Origin of the sequence: Hymenobacter negativus (genome assembly GCF_016056375.1) — a bacterium.
Lineage (GTDB): Bacteria > Bacteroidota > Bacteroidia > Cytophagales > Hymenobacteraceae > Hymenobacter > Hymenobacter negativus_A.
Window position 1 is genome coordinate 95,072 of sequence record NZ_JAEDAE010000013.1, and the last position, 17,786, is coordinate 112,857.

The window sequence follows — 17,786 nt, forward strand, 5'->3', positions numbered from 1 at the left end:
TGCCTTGCCGCACACAAAAAAGCCGCCCCGGTTAAGGAGCGGCTGAAAACGAGGATTCCTGTTCTACCAACCCTGACGACTTACAAGCGGGGGCCGGGCCGAGGTTTTTGCGGTATTGGCTGCGTCTGGGCGGGCTGCTCCAGTTGCTGCACGGCCTGGCGCAGCTGCTGCACGGCGGGATTATCCTTCAACGTGTCAAGCTTATCGACCACGGCCAGCACTTTCTCCACGTTCTCCCGGTTCAGGCCCTGCAACGCCGGCTTCGTCAGCAGCTGCCGGCTGACCTCCTGCAAACGGGCCGCGTTCAGTGTGGCAGCGCTCTCACGCAGCTCCCGGGCCACCAAGCCTGCCGCTTCGATAAACGATTGCCGGGCTTGGTCGTGGGCGAGCGAGTCACTGGGCACCAGCTGAGGCCCCTCCCGGCGCTGCTGCTCCTGAACGGCGGCCAGCTGCCGGCGCTCCATTGCATCCGGCACCGGCTCAATCACAGTGGCCCTGGGATTTAGCCGCAATGCATCCAGCGCGTCGCTGATGGCCGGCAGCTGCGGCGAATCCAGCCGGTAGCGCAGGGTGAGCTCAGTGGCAATTTCCCGGGGCGCATTGGTGTCCAGCTTAACAGCGTGGTCAATGGTGAGCCCGACCCTTTCGAGGTTCTCCCGCAGGGCGGGCAGCAGCGCGATGGCATCGCGGCTTTCCCGAAACTCGACTACAAGCAGCCGCTCACCCTGGTTGCGGGCTAGGACTTGGGCCTCATGCTGCTGCGTGATTTTGCCCTGGCCTTCGACGGGTGGGTTGTCCCAGTGCTGCTGGCCGAAGCCGTACTGGTCCTCGTCAATGCCGCCCAACTCACGCTGCACCACCCGTTGCAGCTGGTCGTGCTTAAGGTCCTGGTTCCAGTCCTTGCCCTGGCTTTTCACAATCTCCACCCGGTGCTCAAATCCCAGCGTCTGGCTGGCCGCCTCATTAAAGGCCCCCAGCGCCTCCCGGCTCATCGGCACGTGAAACTGGTAGGTGTGGGCCCCCAGCTTGTTGGAGTGAATCAACTCGTCGCGCAGGGTCTGGCTGCTGGCCGGATTGCCCGGCTCCCCGTTTTCCTGGGCGTACTGCCGGGTAGCCTGGTCGTTGTAGCTTTTGAGGTGCTGGCTGAGCGCCTGCACGCCGGCGGGGTGGACGGCGGTGATTTCGACGGTCAGCAGGTGCTCGTGCTCCCGTACTACCCTCATGGGATTTTGCTCGCTAGCCAGGCCCGCTAGCAGCCGGGTATCAAAGTGGTGGCCCTGCGTATCGTTGTCAAAAGCGGCCCGAATAGCCGGAATGCCTTCTTCGCTGAGCAGCCGCTTCAACTCGAAAATCTTGTTCTGGGTGAGCGTGCCGGCCGTCGAGGCGTACAGGGCGCTGTCGCCGGGGTGCAGCTGCGCGTAGGAAAGCGTATCGAGGGCCGATTCACTTACGACTAGCACCGCCGCCGGCCGGCCCTCGGGCAGCCTACTCAGCCACAGCGAGCGGGTGAACTGGCTTTCGGGAGCCTGACCTTTGAAGCCCTCCCCTTTCAGCTCCAGTCCCACTACGCGCCCCTCGTGATAGGCCGGAAAGGCCGTATTGACGTAGGTCTTGGCCGGCAGTCCCTCCTTCTGCACCGTGTAGAGCTGGTTGAGAATGCGGCCCGCGAACTGCGGGTTGGCAATCGTGCTTTTGGTAATACCGCGCCCTTCCAGATAGGCCGTGTTTTCGAGCGGCCGGCAATGTTGGGTGTAGATGCTATGGAATTTCTCCCCCGGCGCGGTTTCCACGATGGGTGGCAGGTCGAGCCGGGGGCGCTGCTCCTCGGGCAGGTTGAGGTAGGCGCGGAAGTGGTCGTTAACCGATTGCCACAGGTTGCGGCCCGGCAGCGGACCAAGGCCGGCGATGCGGTCGGAGCTGACCCGGTTTTTCATCCAGTCGATGACGCTGCCCTTGTCGCGGTCGTCCTGGGCGTTGAAATACATCCAGTCGCCGCCCCGGCCCTTGAAGACCACCAGCGTATCATCGCCCTCAAAAACGTGCCATTTGCCTTTGCCCAAACGCTCGCCTTTTTTGAGGTTGTAGCCGAAGTGGCTTAGCAGCTCGGGCAGCTCAACCTGCTCCTTAATCTTCTGGAAGGTGAGTTCATGTTCCATGGTAAAGCGGATTAATTCGAAGGATGGAAGGCAGAAAAAAGAAGCCCGGAAGTAGGCTTCCGGGCTTTTGGAGTGAGGAAAAGTGGGTTTGGAGCGGGCCGACCTAGTGGCGGGGGCCCCGGGTTTTTACCTGGGGCGCTTCGGTTTTGACCGGGGCCGGGGCTACGGTCTGGGTGGTGGCCTTCACCGTCTGCTCGGCTTTCGGCGCTTGGCGCTGGGCCAGCTCGTGGGCGGCGGGCGTCACCTCAATGCAGGCCTTGGCGGCGTTTACCTGCACGGTACCGTCAAACTTCTGCCCGCCGCTGCCGCTGGCCATGTTAGCCAGCGCTACTACTTTGCCCTCGCGCAGGTCATGGCTTTGTTCAAGGGTAAGCTTGACGCCGGCCACGGTGTCGTGCAGGGTCACTTTGCTTTCGGGCAGCACTACGACCTTGTTCATAGCCTTATCCACGGCTACATAGCCGTTGAACTCGCGGCCCTGCTCGTCCTTGAGGCCCCGAATCAATCCAGCGTTGCCTTCGGTTTCGAGGCGCTGGCGCTGCTCGGGCGTGAACGGCTGGCCGCCAATCTCGTTGGGAATGACCAGCTTTTCCTGGGGCAATTCCATTTTGAGCGTAGCCGTGCCGTCGGCCTCGCGGTGGAGCACCATCTTCCCCTCGAACTTCACGGGCTCCTGGCCTTCCTTGCCCGCTACCTGCATGGGCAAAAGGTCCGTTTTCTCGCCATTAAGCAACTTTTGCAGCTGCCCGCTGTCGGCTAACTCCGCCAGATTCAGGCTAAGAGAAACCAGCACCTTTTGCGGCACTTCATCGGCTTTGAATAACGCAGGCTCCGACGGCTGCGCGACGGTCTGACGGGCGGCATTGCCATTGACGGGTTCCGCCGCTACGCTGAGCGGCTTTTTACTCTGCGCCGGCGGGCCGGGCGCGAGCTCCGGCTGGGCCGCCCCGGCCTGCTTAGCCAAGCGGGCCTGCAAATCCTGGCGGGTTTTCTCGTAGTCCACTTCCAGATTCAGCCGGGTCTTCGGGCCGCCGTTCAGGTGGGCGTAGAAGTTTTTCAGAAACGCCGATGCAGGGTTGCCGCTCGTGTCGATGTCAAAGATGCTCTTGCCGTCACGGATGACCTGCTCAGTGGTTTTGCCCTGCTGCTGGGCCAGCTGCTGCACCCGCTGCCCGGCCGCCGCCTGCTGCACCTGCTCCGGGGCGGTGAGGGCGTGCTTGGGCACGGCCGAGAGCTGGGCGCTGAGCGCATCCCACTGCTTCACGCCGAAGGCTTCGCGCACCTGCTTGCTGCGCTGCGGCTCGTATTCATCATCGTAGCCCGCTTCCTGCCGCCGGGCCGCCGCCTGCTCGGGCTTCTCCACTACGGCCACGCCATTCCCCACTTGCCGAAATCCCTGCAGGGCCGCTTCGAGCTGGACCAGCTTGTGCGACTCGGGGTCGTAGCTAACTGCGAAGCCGCCGCTGAGCTTGCCCGCCGGGTCGCGCTCCAGCTGCAAAGCGCCCACCGCCACGCCGGCTTCCTTTAGCTGGTCGAGGTAGGCGCGCATTTCCAGCAGCGGGGCCACCTCTTCGCCTTTCTGCTGCCAGGTAATGCGCAGCTCTCCGACCGGCTCCGCAGTGGCCGCAGCATCCGGGACGGGTGTAGAAACCAGGGGCGGCTGCTCGCTGCCTGGCCCCTCCCCTACCGGTTGTTGCCGCTCCGGTGCGGAGACACCTTCTGCTACTTCTGCCCGGGCCTCGTCTCGTAACGCATCCGCGTAGGTGGCCCGGCTCTCGTCCGGGCCTTGCTGCGCACGGTTGGCCACCCCTTCCAGCTCCGCTTCTGCCTCGGCACGAACTGCCCCCCTAGTGGTGGCCACCTCGCCAGCCAGTTCCTCGGCCCGCGTCGTCAATTCAGCTTGCTGGGTAGCTTGTGGGGTTGCCTGGCCAAATACCAGCAACCGCTGCTCGGGTTCGGTTGCGCTGTAGCCCACGCGGCCCTGCTCGGTGATTTTCCAGTTATCGCCCACCTTTTCCAGCAGCGTGGGCTTTTCCACTCTGAGAAACTTATCCTCCCGGCCGGGGAGGCGGTTGGTGGTAAAGGCCCGCATCAGGGCGTGGTCAAATGCATTCAGCAGCCGGCCATCCGCGCCGGGGGCCGGCAGCAGCGCCGCCTGGTTGGGGTTGGCGGGATTTACCTGAATCTCATAGAGGGAGTGCCCGGCGGGCTGCCGCTGCAGGCTCTGCCCGCTGAGGTTGCCATTGGAGGTCGGCACCGCACTCAGGTACCAGCGCTCCGGCGTGGGGGTATTCACTTCATCTTGCTCAGCCATAGGAGAAATGGGTAGGTGAATAAAAGCTGCCCTTCCGGCCGGCGCAGGTGCGACCGGCTCGGAATTCGACCCTGCAAACCTACCGGCCCTCATTAGGCCCTGGTAAGAAAGTTGATGAGTGGCCGGAATTGGCCCGTGAGGTGCCACCCGGACACACGAACGGCGCGCAGCCAGGGCGCAAACCCTGACTCCGCGCCGTTCGGCTTGCCCACCTGTCCAGGCCTTACTTTTCTACTTTCTCCTTGATGAGGTGCCGCAGCGTGGGGTCTTGCCCGATGCGCAGCAGCTCCCGCGCGCGCAGCTCCTTCACTTCGGTTTTCACGCGGTTGAAATTGGCCTTTATCATCTCCTCGGCCTCGTCCTTGCCCGTGGGTGGGTTGATGAAGCCGGCGTAACAAAGAGCTGACAAGGCGCGCCCATCCAGTAGCAGCTTAGTAGCTGTGTTGCTTTAACTGCACTAACTTGCGATTACCCTGCAGCAGAATTGCTATAGGCGAAGTAATAACAATGTTCGCACTGACAACATCATTAGATAAAACGACTTGATTATGAGTATTAACTTATTTTGGGACAATTCCAATATATGGCTTGTGGGGCAACAAGTTTGCAAGATGCGAGAGCCTGGTTATGAATTTGATTTTCGCATTCACGTAAAAAATTTGTTTGATTTTGCTGTTGATTCACGAACGGTAGATTACGCATATGTAGGTGGTTCTATTCCACCAAACTCTGACCCGCTCTGGAATTACTTTTCTAAACTAGATATTAAAGTTGAAAAGCAAGAACGCGGACAAACCTCAGGCGGCGAAATAGCTGTGGATGAATCCATTCAACTACAGATGGCGAATAGAATCCTAGATAGCGAAGCACCAAGTCATATGCTATTACTAACAGGAGATGGAAGTGGATATCTCAACGGCAAGGGCTTTATTAAACAATTAGAAAGAGCCCTCAAACACGGATGGAGTATTGAGGTTGTGAGTTGGGATAAAGGATGCAACAGGCATTTGAAAGAATTTGCAGAAGCCAGAGGCATTTATCGCTCACTAGAATCAGTTTACGACAAAGTCACCTTCGTCAACAATCAACGATGGGCAAAATAGACTGTTCTAATAATTTACATTCAGCATCATATTGATTAATACTAGAGCCAGCCAAAACACCATTTCATATATGAACCCAAATGGCAGCTTTCTACATATTGATAATTTTTCCGACTTAGGAAAAGTTTACGTGCATGACCATAATCCCGAGGTCAAACGCACTATTGTACGACCTGTTTTCAAAGTAGAAAAGGTAGAAAATCAGGCTTACTACTTTGCCCCTGGCTTCATTGATACTGACAATATATTTTTTAGCTGTCCTCTCGCAATCTCTTACGTTCAGGTCAATTCAGCCAAGCAAATTTTACCACAACATGGGCACAGTTCTATCATAGAGCTTGATATAAAAGCATTTAACAAAACACTTTCAAGCTATGTGAATGCTAAAATTGAGATTAAAAGGTGGAATATTGATTTCAAAATAATTGGCAAAGTAATAAATTTTATAAATCAATATATCAATTCTGAAAGAGATATAAAACTGATTGATTTCAATTGTTTTTCAAAGATTGATTTGAATTTTAAAGACAAATCAATAATTATTAGTGCAATTGATAATTTAGAGTTTGTCTTTTTCGATAACAGCATCAATAGAGTAGGAAAAGATAACTTCTTTTGGATTGAAGCAGAGATAAGAAACATGCCAGAAGATAGATACTTAAGAAAACTAATCATATCTAACTTGGCTAATCAATGCACGCGCGTCGAAACAAAAGAGTACGGAGCACTTATTGTCTTTGACATCGAATCAGCATATACGGCCTCTTACAGCAGACGAATGATTGAAGAATCTACTGCTTTAGAAAAAAAAGCAAAAGATTTATTGAAGCTCGATATGGCAATTGAATATAATCCTGTTGAACAATCAATTGAGCAATTAGCAATAAAGTAAAAGACTCATTAACACCCCTATTTCTCCGTTTTCTCCTTGATAAGGTGCCGCAGCGTGGGGTCTTGCCCGATGCGCAGCAACTCCCGGGCGCACAGCTCCTTCACTTCGGTTTTCACGCGGTTGAAATTGGCTTTAATCATCTCTTCCGCCTCGTCCTTGCCCGTCGCCGGGTTAATAAAGCTGGTAATGTCGGGAATGGGCTGGTAGGCCTGGGCCTCGGCGGCCACCGCCTTCACGTCCACCTGAATCCGGGCGTGAAACACCTTCTGGTCGATTTCCTCGCCGAAGTTGTCGGCCACCGCGCCCACGAAGTTGCCCTGGGTGAGGTTGGCAATGGTGCTGGCCGGAATCATGCTATCCATCTGAGTCGAAAGGCTGGTGCTGGTTTCGCGCATATTGATGCTCAGACTCTGGCGCTGCTGCAGAATTTTGCCGAACCGCTCGCTCAGCCACTTGCCGCTGTTGCCCGACACCTGCCCGCTGAACACGTTGCCCACGGTGTTCTTAATGACTTCGGCCTCCTTCTGGCCGTAGTCGCGCTCCAGCTGCGAGAAGTCCTGAAAGCCCAGGCAGGTGCTCACTTTGTTACTGCGGGCCGTGGCAATGAGGTTGTCCAGCCCCTTAAAGTAGATGGTGGGCAGCTCGTCGATGATGATGGACGATTTACGCTTGCCCTTCTGGTTCACCAGCTTCACTAGCCGGGCATTGTAGAGGCCCAGCGCTGCCCCGTAAATGGCTTGGCGCTCGGGGTTGTTGCCCACGCACAAGACCTTGGGCTCCTCGTTGCTGTTGATGTCAAGCGTGAAATCGTTGCCCGACATCACCCAGTAGAGCTGTGGCGAGGCCAGCCGGCCCAGCGGAATCCGCGCCGAAGCAATCTGGCCTTCCAGCTGCTCAATGGCATCTTTCTGGAACGCCGACACGAACGGCTTTACCAGATTCTCAATCTCGGGGTACGAGGCCAGCACCGGGAAAATCTCCTCGTAGTCGCGGCTCAGAAACTCGATGACGTGGGGAAAGGTGCAGTATTTACCCTTCTCAAACAGCTTCAAAAACCAGATAATGGCCGCCACAAAGTTGATGGGCGACTCCACGAAAAAGTCGCCCTGCTTCTGAATCCAGCTCTTGTTGAGGTTAAGCATGATGGTCGAGGCGCTTTCGTAGGCGTCCACGATGTCGGTCATCAGCTCGGGCAGCAGCGGGTTGCAGCGGTGGCTTTTGCGGGGATTGTCGAAGTTGATGACGTAGAAGCCCACCGGCTTGTCAAACTTGTCCTGGTGGCGCAGCAGCGTGTTGTAGCAGATGCGGCTCAGGTCGTCAAACTTGTAGTCGTAGATGTACATGCAGAAGCCCTTGGCCAGGTGCTGCCGGATGAACTCGTTGATAATGGCGAACGACTTGCCCGAGCCTGGCGTGCCCAGCACCATCGTGGCCCGAAAGGGATTCACCACGTTCAGCCAGCCGTGGTGCTGCTTGCCCCGCAGCTGGTACTCGGTGCGCAGGTTCACCGAATACTCGTTTTCCATCAGCCGCTCCTCCTGCGGAAAGCTTTCGTTGGCCTTGTTAAAGATGTCCTTCATCAGGTCGTTGTTAAACAACCTACTCAGCCAGGCCCCGGCGCTCAGCAGCAGCAGAAAGCCCGCCGACAGCAGCCCGGTATATAGCGCCGTTGTTAGCCCGGCCCCCAGCGCGAAGCTGCGCACGATATCCGACCCGAAAATCAGCGCCAACCCGATGACCGCGTAGCCCGCCACGGAAGCCCCTTTGAGCTTTTCATTGGCCCGCCCCCGCGTGCCGAGGCAGCTCAGTAGCAGGAACACCACGGATAGCGTCTTACTCACCCAACTGGCCTTAAACAGGAAGGTATTTTTGGTAAAGCTCTCCAGAATATGCTCGACCACGGCCGGTGTCCAGCCCATGCTTTTGAAGTAGCCGAAGCAGTAATAGTAGATGTTAATGCCCATCAGCACAATGGCAAACAGGCGCATAAACTCCATGATTTTCCGCAGTCCTTTCTCGTCTTCCATCGCATGAAACGCTTGGTGAATCAAGCAACTTACCCCCGCCGGCAGCGCCCGGCGCGGATTATTTGACGAGCGGTCCAAAGTCAGCGGTGAGGTGCACGCCGGGCACACGAATGAACCGCCCTACCCGTCCGGCCGCTACCGGGCGGGCCCTTTCCGGCGGGGGCGCTTCGTAGGCTCGGGCCGACTGGGCTTCGGTAGCACGGCGGGCGTGTCCGTGGCGGGCGCACGCGCAACTTCCGGCCCTAGCGCCGCCTGCAACCCGGGCGCGGCCAATGCCTCGCGTAGCTGCGCTCCTTTATAGCCCACCTCCTGCCCCCGGACCGCCACGCCATTCAGTTCAAAACTCACACCCCGAAGTATGCCCCCCTTGTCGTGGGTATAGCGAACGCCAATCAGCTCTTTTTGCAATTGCAAAGCCAGCCATTCCTCCCCTCCCCTATCAGCTTGCGCGAGTAAGTGCTGCAACGCCCGGCTGACCTGCTCCCGCGCGGCCTCTTTCGTGGGGTCCAGCGCCCGCAGGCTGCGCCGCCGCTCGGGGATGGGGTCCATCCCCAGCTCCTGGCTTATCTGCCGCGTAATGGCCGGTTGCCGGTAGAAGTTATTATCCGTCCGCAACGCCGGTCCTCCATCAATCGGCACCCGGTTCAGGTAGATGTGAACGTGCGCGTGCTTCTTATCTCGGTGCTCATAAACCACCACCTGATGCCGGTCAATAGGCGCACCAATCAACTCACAATACCGCTGGGCGGCGGCCACCTTCTGCGCCTGGCTCACCACCTCCCCCGCCTTCCACGAGAGCACGGTGTGCCATACCGGCTTCTGAATCTTTTTGCTCTGCGCTGCCACCGCCCGCATATCCTGGGCCATCTCCCTGGGAGTACCCGGAATCAGATTAGCCACGACCAAAAGCGGGGCCTCCCCCGGCTCCTTGCCACGGCCCTGGCGCTGCCCCGCACCATATGTTAGCGCCCCCTCGAAGTCATTGCCGGTGGTGGTCTTTGCAATCATACGAGGTACCCTCTGATAATGGCCAGTGCCTGCACTAACTGAGCTTCGTGGGAACTAAAGGACTTGCCAGCCTGCGCCAGTCGAGCTATCTGATTCAGGTTAGTACCGATACCTACCAGTTGCCGTCGCAACTCCGGCGGGATATTTTCTTTGACCTCCACCCCCCGGCCTACGTCACGTAAATAAGCCGACACTTTTTTGTAGCCGGCGGCCGTAGCTTTTGCCTGCAAATCCTTTTTCTCATCCGGGCTAACCCGCACGTCAATGCGTAAAGTCCGGGCTGCGTCAATGGTATTCTCAGCTTGCTTCTCTGGTTCCATAATGATTCTGGGGATATTAGCTTACCCAGGCTTGCTAAAACTATTTTAGAATTACGAATTGCTAAATGCTATACGCTAAACTAGCAAGCCAAGCCAAGTGAGCCTGCGAACTTGGCGGTGTCATTGACTCGGGCAAACGAAGTTTGTCCGGACAAAGACATGGCTTGCTGGACGATGAACGAGCTATTGGGACGGTGGCGTTGCACGGTGCTAGGACTAGGGCTAGGCTTAGTGAGTTATGCCACAATGCAACTTTAACTCTTTGCAACTTTACACCCTATAAACTCAACAATTTTGTCTTTATAGTATAGCATCATCTCCTGGTTAGTTCTGCCACATTACCCCATTGCACCTTTGCAACTATACAACTTGAAACAGGACAGGATGTATTGCGCCCGAACATTTGATTGACTGCACCAATACACCAAAACAACTTTGCAACTTTACCACACAGCTTCTTCACAAATTTTTGCCATAAAGTTGCTTTGCAACAATACAACTAATTACCTTCGCCACATTACAACTAAACAACATTGTCACATCCAATCTTTGTTGTTTTGCAACTTTGCAACTAGACAACTTTTACTTCTTGCAACAAAGCAACTTTATTGTGTTGCACCATTGCACCCAAGTGGCTATACCACAACGCCACTTTGCAACTAATAATCCAGCATTTCTAAACCTTCTGGCCCTTCGCATGAATCAACCCCACGTACTCGCATTCGCCACCCAGAAGGGGGGCGCTGGTAAGTCGACCATCGGCACGCACATGGCCTCTGCGCTGTGCTACTACTATGGCTACAAGGTGGCCATGGTGGACTGCGACTACCCGCAGAACTCCCTGCACGCCTACCGCCTCGAAGAGCAGAACCGGCTGCAGTCGGAAGCGCCGTTTCAGGCCCGCCTGCTTAAGCAGGGCATCCCGCCGTACCCAGTCATCATTTCCAGCGTGGAAAAAGCCGTGAGTTCCATCGAGGGATTGTTTGAGCAGGACTATGATTTCATCCTGGTGGATACGCCCGGCACGGTGAACGTGGTGGGGCTCCCCGAACTGCTACGGCTGGTAGATTACATCTTTCTGCCGATTGAGCCGGATAAGGGCTCAATTGCTTCCACCATGTCCTACATGGGCATCCTGGGTCAGTTCGTGCAGGCCCGCGATGAAGACTCCAACCTGCTGGGCTTTTACGCCTTCTGGAACAAGTTCGTGAAGTCCGAGAAAAAGGGGATTTATGACAAGACGGAGGAGCTGTTTCAGGAGAAAGGGCTGCCCTTGCTCAAAAGCCGGGTGGAGCTACTAATGACTTACAAGGAAAACCGCTCCACGATGTTTCCGCTACCGGAGCGCGACCTCAGCCGGCTCGGTTTGGGCCAGCTCATTCTGGAAATCCTCACCCTCGTGGTAGGGGAGGGGGCCGTTACGCCCTCGGGTAAAACCATTGCGTTTACGGCCCCGGCTGTCGAGTCAGCCCCCGGCGCGTAGCCTCATGGCCCATCCGCCGCTGCTTTTCCTTTAAAATTACTCTCCTGCATCCTCCTTCATCATGGCCAAAGCCTCCACCAAGAAACCTAAACTCACCCCGGAAGAACAAATGGCTGAGCTGGCCCGCCTGACGGGCTCCGTCGCGGCCATCAGCCACATGGGGACCAGTCAGCCCTTCGTACTGCCCACCCCGGCCCCGGAGGCTACGCCCACCCCGGCGACTACGGCCCCGGAGGCGGCAGCAGTGCCCGTCGAAGCCGCGCCCCCGGTCCCAGCAGCAAAACCGGAACCGTCGGTGCCAGTCGCACTCGTTGCCGCCACGGAGCCCGCGCCTCAACTTGCTGCGGCTCCCGAGCCAGCCGCCAGTGCAGTACCAGTAGAACCAAAGGGAGAAAAACCATCGCCCGTGGTAGCACCGGCACCATCGGCCGCTCCGGCGGCTGTGCTACCCGTTGCTGATGAGGAGGAAGAAGAGGCGGTGGCAGTGGAAGCTGCGCCGATGCCAGCTGCCACGGGGGACGGCAAGGATAAGCTGGACCTGACTTCCCTCTTTGCGGATTCGGCGGAGAAGAAGACCTTTCAGATTCGCATCACGGCCAGCCACCAGCAGTTTTTCCAGCAGATGGGCCTGCTGTTGGGTGGGGGAGCCTCCTCGACTGATGTTATTCACAACATCCTCGCCCAGTTCAAGGCGGCGAACGAGGCCCAGATTCAGAAAGCGTTTCAGCGGCAGCTGCGCCAGATGATGTCGCCCAAAAAATAAGTATATCCGTTAGGGGCTATTTCGCCGGCGCGGCTCAATGTCGGGCCGGGCGGTTCTTCCTTCCCTATTTCAAACTATCTCCTCCGCTGCCGGCCCACCTGGGCAGGGTAGGGGAGGGACCCTATTCTCTACCAGCAATGCGCAGCAGCAGTACTTCCATTCCCAGCCCCCAAGGTGCGTCAAAGCGACGTGGCGGGCGGTAAGCGTTTGACCGTGCTGGCCCTGCTGTGGGCCGGTACGGTAGCCCGCGCAACCTGTTTGCCGGCCGAAAACAGCCTGGCCTCGCCTGGGGACAGCGCCACCGTTGACTCGCTGCGCGCAGTAGCCCGGCGGCCACAGCTGCCGGACTCGGTCCGGTTTCAGACGCTACGCGCGCTCAGCGACGCGCTCTTTGCACAGGATGAGCCGGAGGCCCGCCGCGTGGGGGAGCAGGCCGTGCAGCTGGCCCGCCACCGGCGGGACTGGCCGGGCGTGGCCGATGGCTTGTACCAGCTGGTGGTGAACTGTGAGCGGGCCGCCGACTACGTGGCCGCCATGCAGTACAGCCAAGAAGGCGCCGGCGTGGCCAGGATGCACCAGCTACCTGACGAGTGGCGCTTCACGCAGTGCATGGGCCTGGTATCAGTGGATACCAAAGACGTGACCGGGGGCCTGAAGTACATGCGGCAGGCCTACCAGCAGCAAGGAGCTGTAGGCAATGTTCCACCCCGCGAGCGGGGCGGGCTGCTGCTCAACCTGGCCAACACCTTTCTGGTGATGCAGCGCTACGACTCGGTGCTGCACTATGCGACCCGCGCCCTGCCCTATATGCAGCGGGCGAAGGATGCCCGGGGCCTGGGCTACGTGTACCAGTTCCGGGGCGAGGTGTACGCCATGATTAAGCCCCAGACCACGGCCACGCTGGATTCGGCGGCGACGAACATGAACCGGGCGCTGCGCATCATGCAGCGCCACGGATTTCGGCCCCAGACGGCCAGCTCGGCCCTGGCACTGGCCCGCGTGTACCGGCTGCAAGGACTGCCGGCCGTCTCGCAGCGGATGGCGGAACTGGCCCTCACCCTGGCCCGCGAGCTGAAGATGCCCGATTACGAGGCCGACGCGTTGGCCAACCTGGCCTGGGCGCATGCCGACCAGGGTCAGATGCGCCGCTCCTTCGACCTTGACAACCGGGCCCAGAACCTGCGCGACTCCCTCTTCAACGGCGACAAGGCGCAGGCGCTGGCCCAGCTGCAGGTGCGCTACGACGTGAAGCTGCTCACGGAGCAGAAGCGGGCCGCCGAGTTTGAGCAGCGTAGCCAGCGGGCGCAGCTGCATTCGCTCTGGCTGCTGCTGGGCGGGCTGACCACGACCATCGGGGTGGGCAGCTGGCTGTACTGGCGGCTGCGGCGGCAAAAAGCCCTGCTGGCGGTGGCCAATCAGGCTAACTGCCGGTCCGTAGCCGAAAAGGAGGTGCTGCTGCAGGAAATTCACCACCGGGTGAAGAACAACCTGCAACTGGTGAGCGGCCTGCTGGGCTGGCAGGCCAGCACCCTGCCCGAGCCTGCCCTGGTGGCCGCACTAACCGCCAGCCGGGACAGAATTCAGAGCATGGCCATGGTACATGAATTCTTATATCAAGCCGACAATCTGGCCGAAGTACGCATGGACCAGTACCTGCGCGAACTGCTTGATTCTCTGAAAACAGCGCTTACTACGCCCGAGCAAGCTATCCAGCTGAGTACGGACCTGGCCCCGGTAATCATGAGCCCCAAAGAGGCCAGCACGCTGGGCCTGGTGGTGAACGAAATGGTGACCAATGCGTACAAGCACGCTTTTCGGGGCCTTGCCCAGGGCCACCTGCTCGTTTCCTTCGCCAGCCGCCCCACCGGCTTTCAGCTCACCATCGCCGATGACGGGGCCGGAATGCCGGCCCAGGACGCGCCGGCGAAGGCCCACTCCCTGGGCATGCAGCTGGTCCGCACGCTCACCAAACAGCTGAAAGCGAAGCTGTCGGTGACCCGTTCCTTTCCCACGGGCACACGCATGGAGGTTACTCGTGAATGACGAGCCTCGCGGCGTGTCCTTTATCCCACCCTATGTCTACCATTCTCATAGTTGAAGATGAATTGCTTATTGCCGCTGAGATAGAACGCACGCTGGTTCGTCTCGGCCACACTCCACTCGAACCCGTCGACAACAGCGACGAAGCCCTGCGCGTGCTGGCCACGCAGCCCGTGGAGCTGGTGCTGATGGACATTAACATTGCCGGCGACTGCGACGGCATCGCGGCCGCCCTGCTCATTCGCCGGCAGTTTGCTGTACCAGTGGTGTTCCTTACGGCACGCTCCGACGCCGACACCCTGAACCGCGCCAAGCTGGCCCAGCCCTACGGCTACTTGGTCAAGCCCTTCACCGATGATTCGCTGCGGGTGCAGGTCGAGCTGGCCCTTTACAATGCCTATCAGGCCGGCCCCACCGGCCCCGTCCTAGACAACGCCAATGCCGCCGACACGGAGGTATTGGGAGCGGCCGAGCGCTGTCCCAAGTTCAAGGACTACCTGTTTGTGCGCAAGGGCTCCGGCCACGTTAAGGTGCTGCTCGCCGATATTCTCTATTTCGAAGCCCTGCAGAATTTCGTGCGGATGCACACGGTGCGGGAAAAGTTCGTGTTCGATTCCACGATGAAAGAGCTGGAGCAGAAGCTGCCTGACCAATTCTTTAAAACCCACCGCTCCTATATCGTGAATCTGGACCGTGTACAGGCTTATGAGGAGAGTAGCGTTTTGCTCGGCGAGGACTACGTGCCCGTCAGCCGTTCATCCAAGGACGAATTGAAAAACCGCATTCATCTGGTGGGGTAGCCTAATGCCCGCTATCAATGATTAGCATTCAGGCCACAAAATCCACCCTACAAAATTCACTGTGGCGGTTGCAGAACCCGCAGCCAAGTCTCTCGAATCGGTTGTTTGTACTCCCAACCGTCCGGAAAGGCTAGGCTGACGGGCCATTGAAAGGCCAGAGCGTCAACCTGCAGCTTGCGGGCCTTAGGGGCAGTATTTCGTTTTTGGGCCTGCTTCGTTCAGCCGTTTCGGGAGGTCGGCTGTTACAGGGCTGTACGTTCTTTTTCACCCGTTTTCATTCTTCCGTTTATGGATTTGCATTTTGTCCGCCGCGGCACCGGCCGCCCCCTGTTACTAGTCCATGGCATCGGCGGCAGTTGGCGGTCCTGGAATACCATCATCGACGCGCTGGCCGCCGAGCGTGACGTCATCGCCGTGGACTTGCCCGGCCACGGCGAAACCCCCAAGATGACCGGCGAAAACTCCATCGCCACCTTGGCCGACGCGGTGACGTCCTTTCTCACTCAACATGACCTGCTCGGGATTGATGCCGTGGGCAGTTCGATGGGCGCGCGGCTGGTGCTGGAGCTGGCCCGGCGCGGCGGTGTGCTCGGCGCCGTGGTTTCGCTGGACCCGGGCGGATTTTGGCAGGGCTGGCAGATTCCTTTTTTCTACCACTCGGTGGACCTGTCGGTAAAGCTGGTGAAGGCCCTGCAGCCGGTGATGCCCGCCCTGGCCGGCTCGGCGGTGGGCCGCACGGTGTTGCTCCCGCAGTTTTCGGCCCGCCCCTGGGCCGTAGATTCGCAGCAGGCCATCGACGAGATGTACACCTTCGCCCACTCGCCCGCCTTTGACGAATTGCTCGACCAGCTGGCGCACGGCGAAGTGCAGCAGCCCGCGCCCAAGGGCAGCATCCCCGGGCCGCTGGTCATTGGCTGGGGCCGGCAGGACCGGGTGTGCCTACCCAGCCAGTCGACGCTGGCGCTGGCGAAGTTCCCGGATGCGCGCCTGTACTGGTTCGAGCACTGCGGCCACTTCCCACAGTGGGACCAGCCCGCCGAAGCCACGCGCCTGATTCTGGCCGCCACCAGCCGCCAGCCCTTCACCGATGAATCCATTGCTTTGTCAAAATCAGAAGTGGCGGCACCGACTTTGCCGAAGGCGGCCGTCGTGGCAACCGCACTGGCGCTGCTAGCCGGTGGCATTTGGCTGCTCTCGTCGCGGGGAAAGCGGGGACGGTAGCCCGGCGAGAACCCCGGCGTAAGCACGATGGCTGGCCGGGTTTCCAGGCACGAAAAAGCCCCGGCCCTTTATCAGGGCCGGGGCTTTCGTTTTCAATTACGTACTCGCTTAGCTGCTCTGGGCACCGCGTACCCCGCTGTTAGTGACAAAGACATTCAGGTCGCGGCTAAGCTTGTCCTGCCCGGTGATAAAAAGGCCGTGCGGGACGCCGCAGCAAATGCAAGGAGCTTATTACTTGCTGTCGGTGTCCAGGCTATTCAAGTAGGCCACTAGTGCGGTACGCTCGGCCGGGGTTACGGCGTAGAACGGGTGCGGCGCGGTTTTGCCCCGCTTGGGATTTAGCAGTTCGTCGAGGCTGTGCACGGAATCGTCGTGCAGAAACACGGGCTTGCGGGCCAGGTCCAGCAGCAGGGGCAATGCGTTGCCGCGAATGCCGCCGCCGGGGCTGGCATCCACTACCACCATTTTGTCATCAAATGTGCCGGGGGCATTCTGAATGGGGGTGAGCGGGGCCTGCCGCTGGGCCAGCACCTTGGGCGCGTAGCCGGGCCAGATGACCTTCATCGGCACCAGCTTGGCCTGGACAGCCACGCCCTGGTTGGTGTTGTGGCAGGCCGTACAGTTTTGCGAAATGAACAACGCCCGGCCGCTGGCCACCTGCGCGGCATTGCGCACCACGCCCTTGGGCGCTTGCAGGCTCGACACGTAGGCGTTCAGGTCGCGCAGCTTCTGCTCGTCCACGCGCTTGCCGGTGGGCGTGGGCGGGTCGCCGGCCTTGCCCTGCAGGTGGGCCGTGACGAAGGGGTAGCCGGTGACGCCCGTGGCGGCCAGCACCTTGGCGTAGCCGGCCACGATGGAGTCGCCGCCCGCCGCGCCGAGGGCGTGCATGAACTGCCGCCCGCCGGGCGAGAGCAGGTTGCTCTGGTCGAACAGGGCCGTGTAGACCGTGTTGTTGAAGTCGTCCAGCTTGTCGTTCTGGCCCGACGAGCCGTAGGGCGCGGCCAAATCCTGCCGGAAGAAGGGCGTGATGTGCACGGAATTGCCGTTACCGTCGGGCGAGTCGTCGAAGGTGCCCACGGGGTAGAACTTCGGGTTACTTAAGTAGGCATCCACCTCGGCTTCGGTCGATTTGGCCGTCAGGCCCTTCGGGGCGCGGCCGATGGTGCTGCCGTCGGGCTGCTGCAGCTGCAAGGTGGGAAACAGGGCGCGGGAGTTGGCGGCCGTGGCCAGCAGCTTGCCCACATTCAGGCCGTGCGGCGTAGGGCCGTCGATGCGCTTGCCAATCGTGCCTTTGCCCGTCAGCTCGTACATCGACTTGTCGGTGATGGCGTGGCACAGGGCGCAGGTCACGCCCACCTTGCCGCCCTTGGGCACCATGCCAATAACGGCGTTGGCCTTCACCAGCGCCTCCAGGGTGGCGGGGTCGTTAAGCTTGGGCGCTTTGGCGGGCGAGTGGTCGGTTTTCAGCTCGCTGGCGAAGGCCGCTTTCAGGTCGGCCGGCATGGCGTCCACGTCGAAGCTGACCCCGGCTTTCAGCGCGTCGAGCACCGTCAGCTTGGCGGATTTCATGCCTTGGGGCATCCGCACGGCATCGGTCCAGAAGCCTTCGTCGCCGAAGGTTTCGTTGCGGTACACGTCGCGGCCGGCCTCGGCGTTGCC

14 protein-coding genes are annotated in these 17,786 nt (G+C 59.2%); 7 read left to right on the forward strand and 7 right to left on the reverse strand.

The annotated features are described in order from the left end of the window. Nucleotides 1-80: 80 nt before the first annotated feature. The 3 genes from I7X13_RS20420 to I7X13_RS20430 all read right to left on the reverse strand — a co-directional run bounded on the left by I7X13_RS20420 (nucleotide 81) and on the right by I7X13_RS20430 (nucleotide 4,879). Nucleotides 81-2,156, reverse strand: coding sequence for a toprim domain-containing protein (locus tag I7X13_RS20420; protein ID WP_198076903.1), 2,076 nt, complete (start codon nucleotides 2,154-2,156; stop codon nucleotides 81-83). Nucleotides 2,157-2,259: 103 nt separating this feature from the next. After that, complete coding sequence (locus tag I7X13_RS20425; RefSeq protein ID WP_198076904.1) at nucleotides 2,260-4,470, reverse strand: DUF3945 domain-containing protein; 2,211 nt, start codon at nucleotides 4,468-4,470, stop codon at nucleotides 2,260-2,262. A gap of 223 nt (nucleotides 4,471-4,693) precedes the next feature. Beyond that, nucleotides 4,694-4,879 carry a hypothetical protein gene (locus I7X13_RS20430; RefSeq protein WP_198076905.1) on the reverse strand — a complete coding sequence of 62 codons (186 nt, stop codon included), beginning with the start codon at nucleotides 4,877-4,879 and terminating at the stop codon, nucleotides 4,694-4,696. Nucleotides 4,880-5,018: 139 nt separating this feature from the next. Between I7X13_RS20430 and I7X13_RS20435 the strand changes: the two genes are divergently transcribed. Both I7X13_RS20435 and I7X13_RS20440 read left to right on the forward strand, forming a co-directional pair. Beyond that, the gene (locus tag I7X13_RS20435; RefSeq protein ID WP_156126582.1) at nucleotides 5,019-5,573 is read left to right on the forward strand and encodes an NYN domain-containing protein; all 555 of its coding nucleotides are present in this window, start codon (nucleotides 5,019-5,021) and stop codon (nucleotides 5,571-5,573) included. A 70-nt stretch (nucleotides 5,574-5,643) separates the two neighbouring features. After that, nucleotides 5,644-6,465 (forward strand): hypothetical protein, encoded by an 822-nt coding sequence (locus tag I7X13_RS20440; RefSeq protein WP_198076906.1) that lies wholly within the window; start codon nucleotides 5,644-5,646, stop codon nucleotides 6,463-6,465. Nucleotides 6,466-6,482: 17 nt separating this feature from the next. On the opposite strand, the gene mobC is transcribed toward I7X13_RS20440, so the two are convergent. From mobC to I7X13_RS20455, 3 genes are all read right to left on the reverse strand, one after another. Further along, entirely contained in the window at nucleotides 6,483-8,492 is a 2,010-nt protein-coding gene (gene mobC, locus I7X13_RS20445; RefSeq protein ID WP_198076907.1) for a conjugal transfer protein MobC, read from the reverse strand. A gap of 135 nt (nucleotides 8,493-8,627) precedes the next feature. Continuing rightward, nucleotides 8,628-9,500, reverse strand: a complete 873-nt coding sequence (locus I7X13_RS20450) for a relaxase/mobilization nuclease domain-containing protein (RefSeq protein WP_198076908.1) — start codon at nucleotides 9,498-9,500, stop codon at nucleotides 8,628-8,630. Next, nucleotides 9,497-9,820 (reverse strand): plasmid mobilization protein, encoded by a 324-nt coding sequence (locus I7X13_RS20455; protein WP_198076909.1) that lies wholly within the window; start codon nucleotides 9,818-9,820, stop codon nucleotides 9,497-9,499. The genes I7X13_RS20450 and I7X13_RS20455 overlap by 4 nt, the downstream gene beginning before the upstream one ends. A gap of 697 nt (nucleotides 9,821-10,517) precedes the next feature. Here I7X13_RS20455 and I7X13_RS20460 point away from each other — a divergent pair. The 5 genes from I7X13_RS20460 (at nucleotide 10,518) to I7X13_RS20480 (ending at nucleotide 16,127) form a co-directional block, all read left to right on the forward strand. Next, nucleotides 10,518-11,303, forward strand: coding sequence for a ParA family protein (locus I7X13_RS20460; protein ID WP_198070552.1), 786 nt, complete (start codon nucleotides 10,518-10,520; stop codon nucleotides 11,301-11,303). A gap of 61 nt (nucleotides 11,304-11,364) precedes the next feature. Next, nucleotides 11,365-12,066 carry a hypothetical protein gene (locus tag I7X13_RS20465; RefSeq protein ID WP_198076910.1) on the forward strand — a complete coding sequence of 234 codons (702 nt, stop codon included), beginning with the start codon at nucleotides 11,365-11,367 and terminating at the stop codon, nucleotides 12,064-12,066. Nucleotides 12,067-12,240: 174 nt separating this feature from the next. Next, nucleotides 12,241-14,109 (forward strand): sensor histidine kinase, encoded by a 1,869-nt coding sequence (locus I7X13_RS21970; protein ID WP_198076911.1) that lies wholly within the window; start codon nucleotides 12,241-12,243, stop codon nucleotides 14,107-14,109. A gap of 32 nt (nucleotides 14,110-14,141) precedes the next feature. Further along, nucleotides 14,142-14,906, forward strand: coding sequence for a LytTR family transcriptional regulator DNA-binding domain-containing protein (locus I7X13_RS20475; RefSeq protein WP_198070549.1), 765 nt, complete (start codon nucleotides 14,142-14,144; stop codon nucleotides 14,904-14,906). A 288-nt stretch (nucleotides 14,907-15,194) separates the two neighbouring features. Next, nucleotides 15,195-16,127, forward strand: a complete 933-nt coding sequence (locus I7X13_RS20480) for an alpha/beta fold hydrolase (protein ID WP_198076912.1) — start codon at nucleotides 15,195-15,197, stop codon at nucleotides 16,125-16,127. A gap of 231 nt (nucleotides 16,128-16,358) precedes the next feature. Here I7X13_RS20480 and I7X13_RS20485 read toward each other — a convergent pair. Further along, on the reverse strand, nucleotides 16,359-17,786 hold a 1,428-nt coding region (locus I7X13_RS20485; protein ID WP_198076913.1), incomplete at its 5' end, for a c-type cytochrome.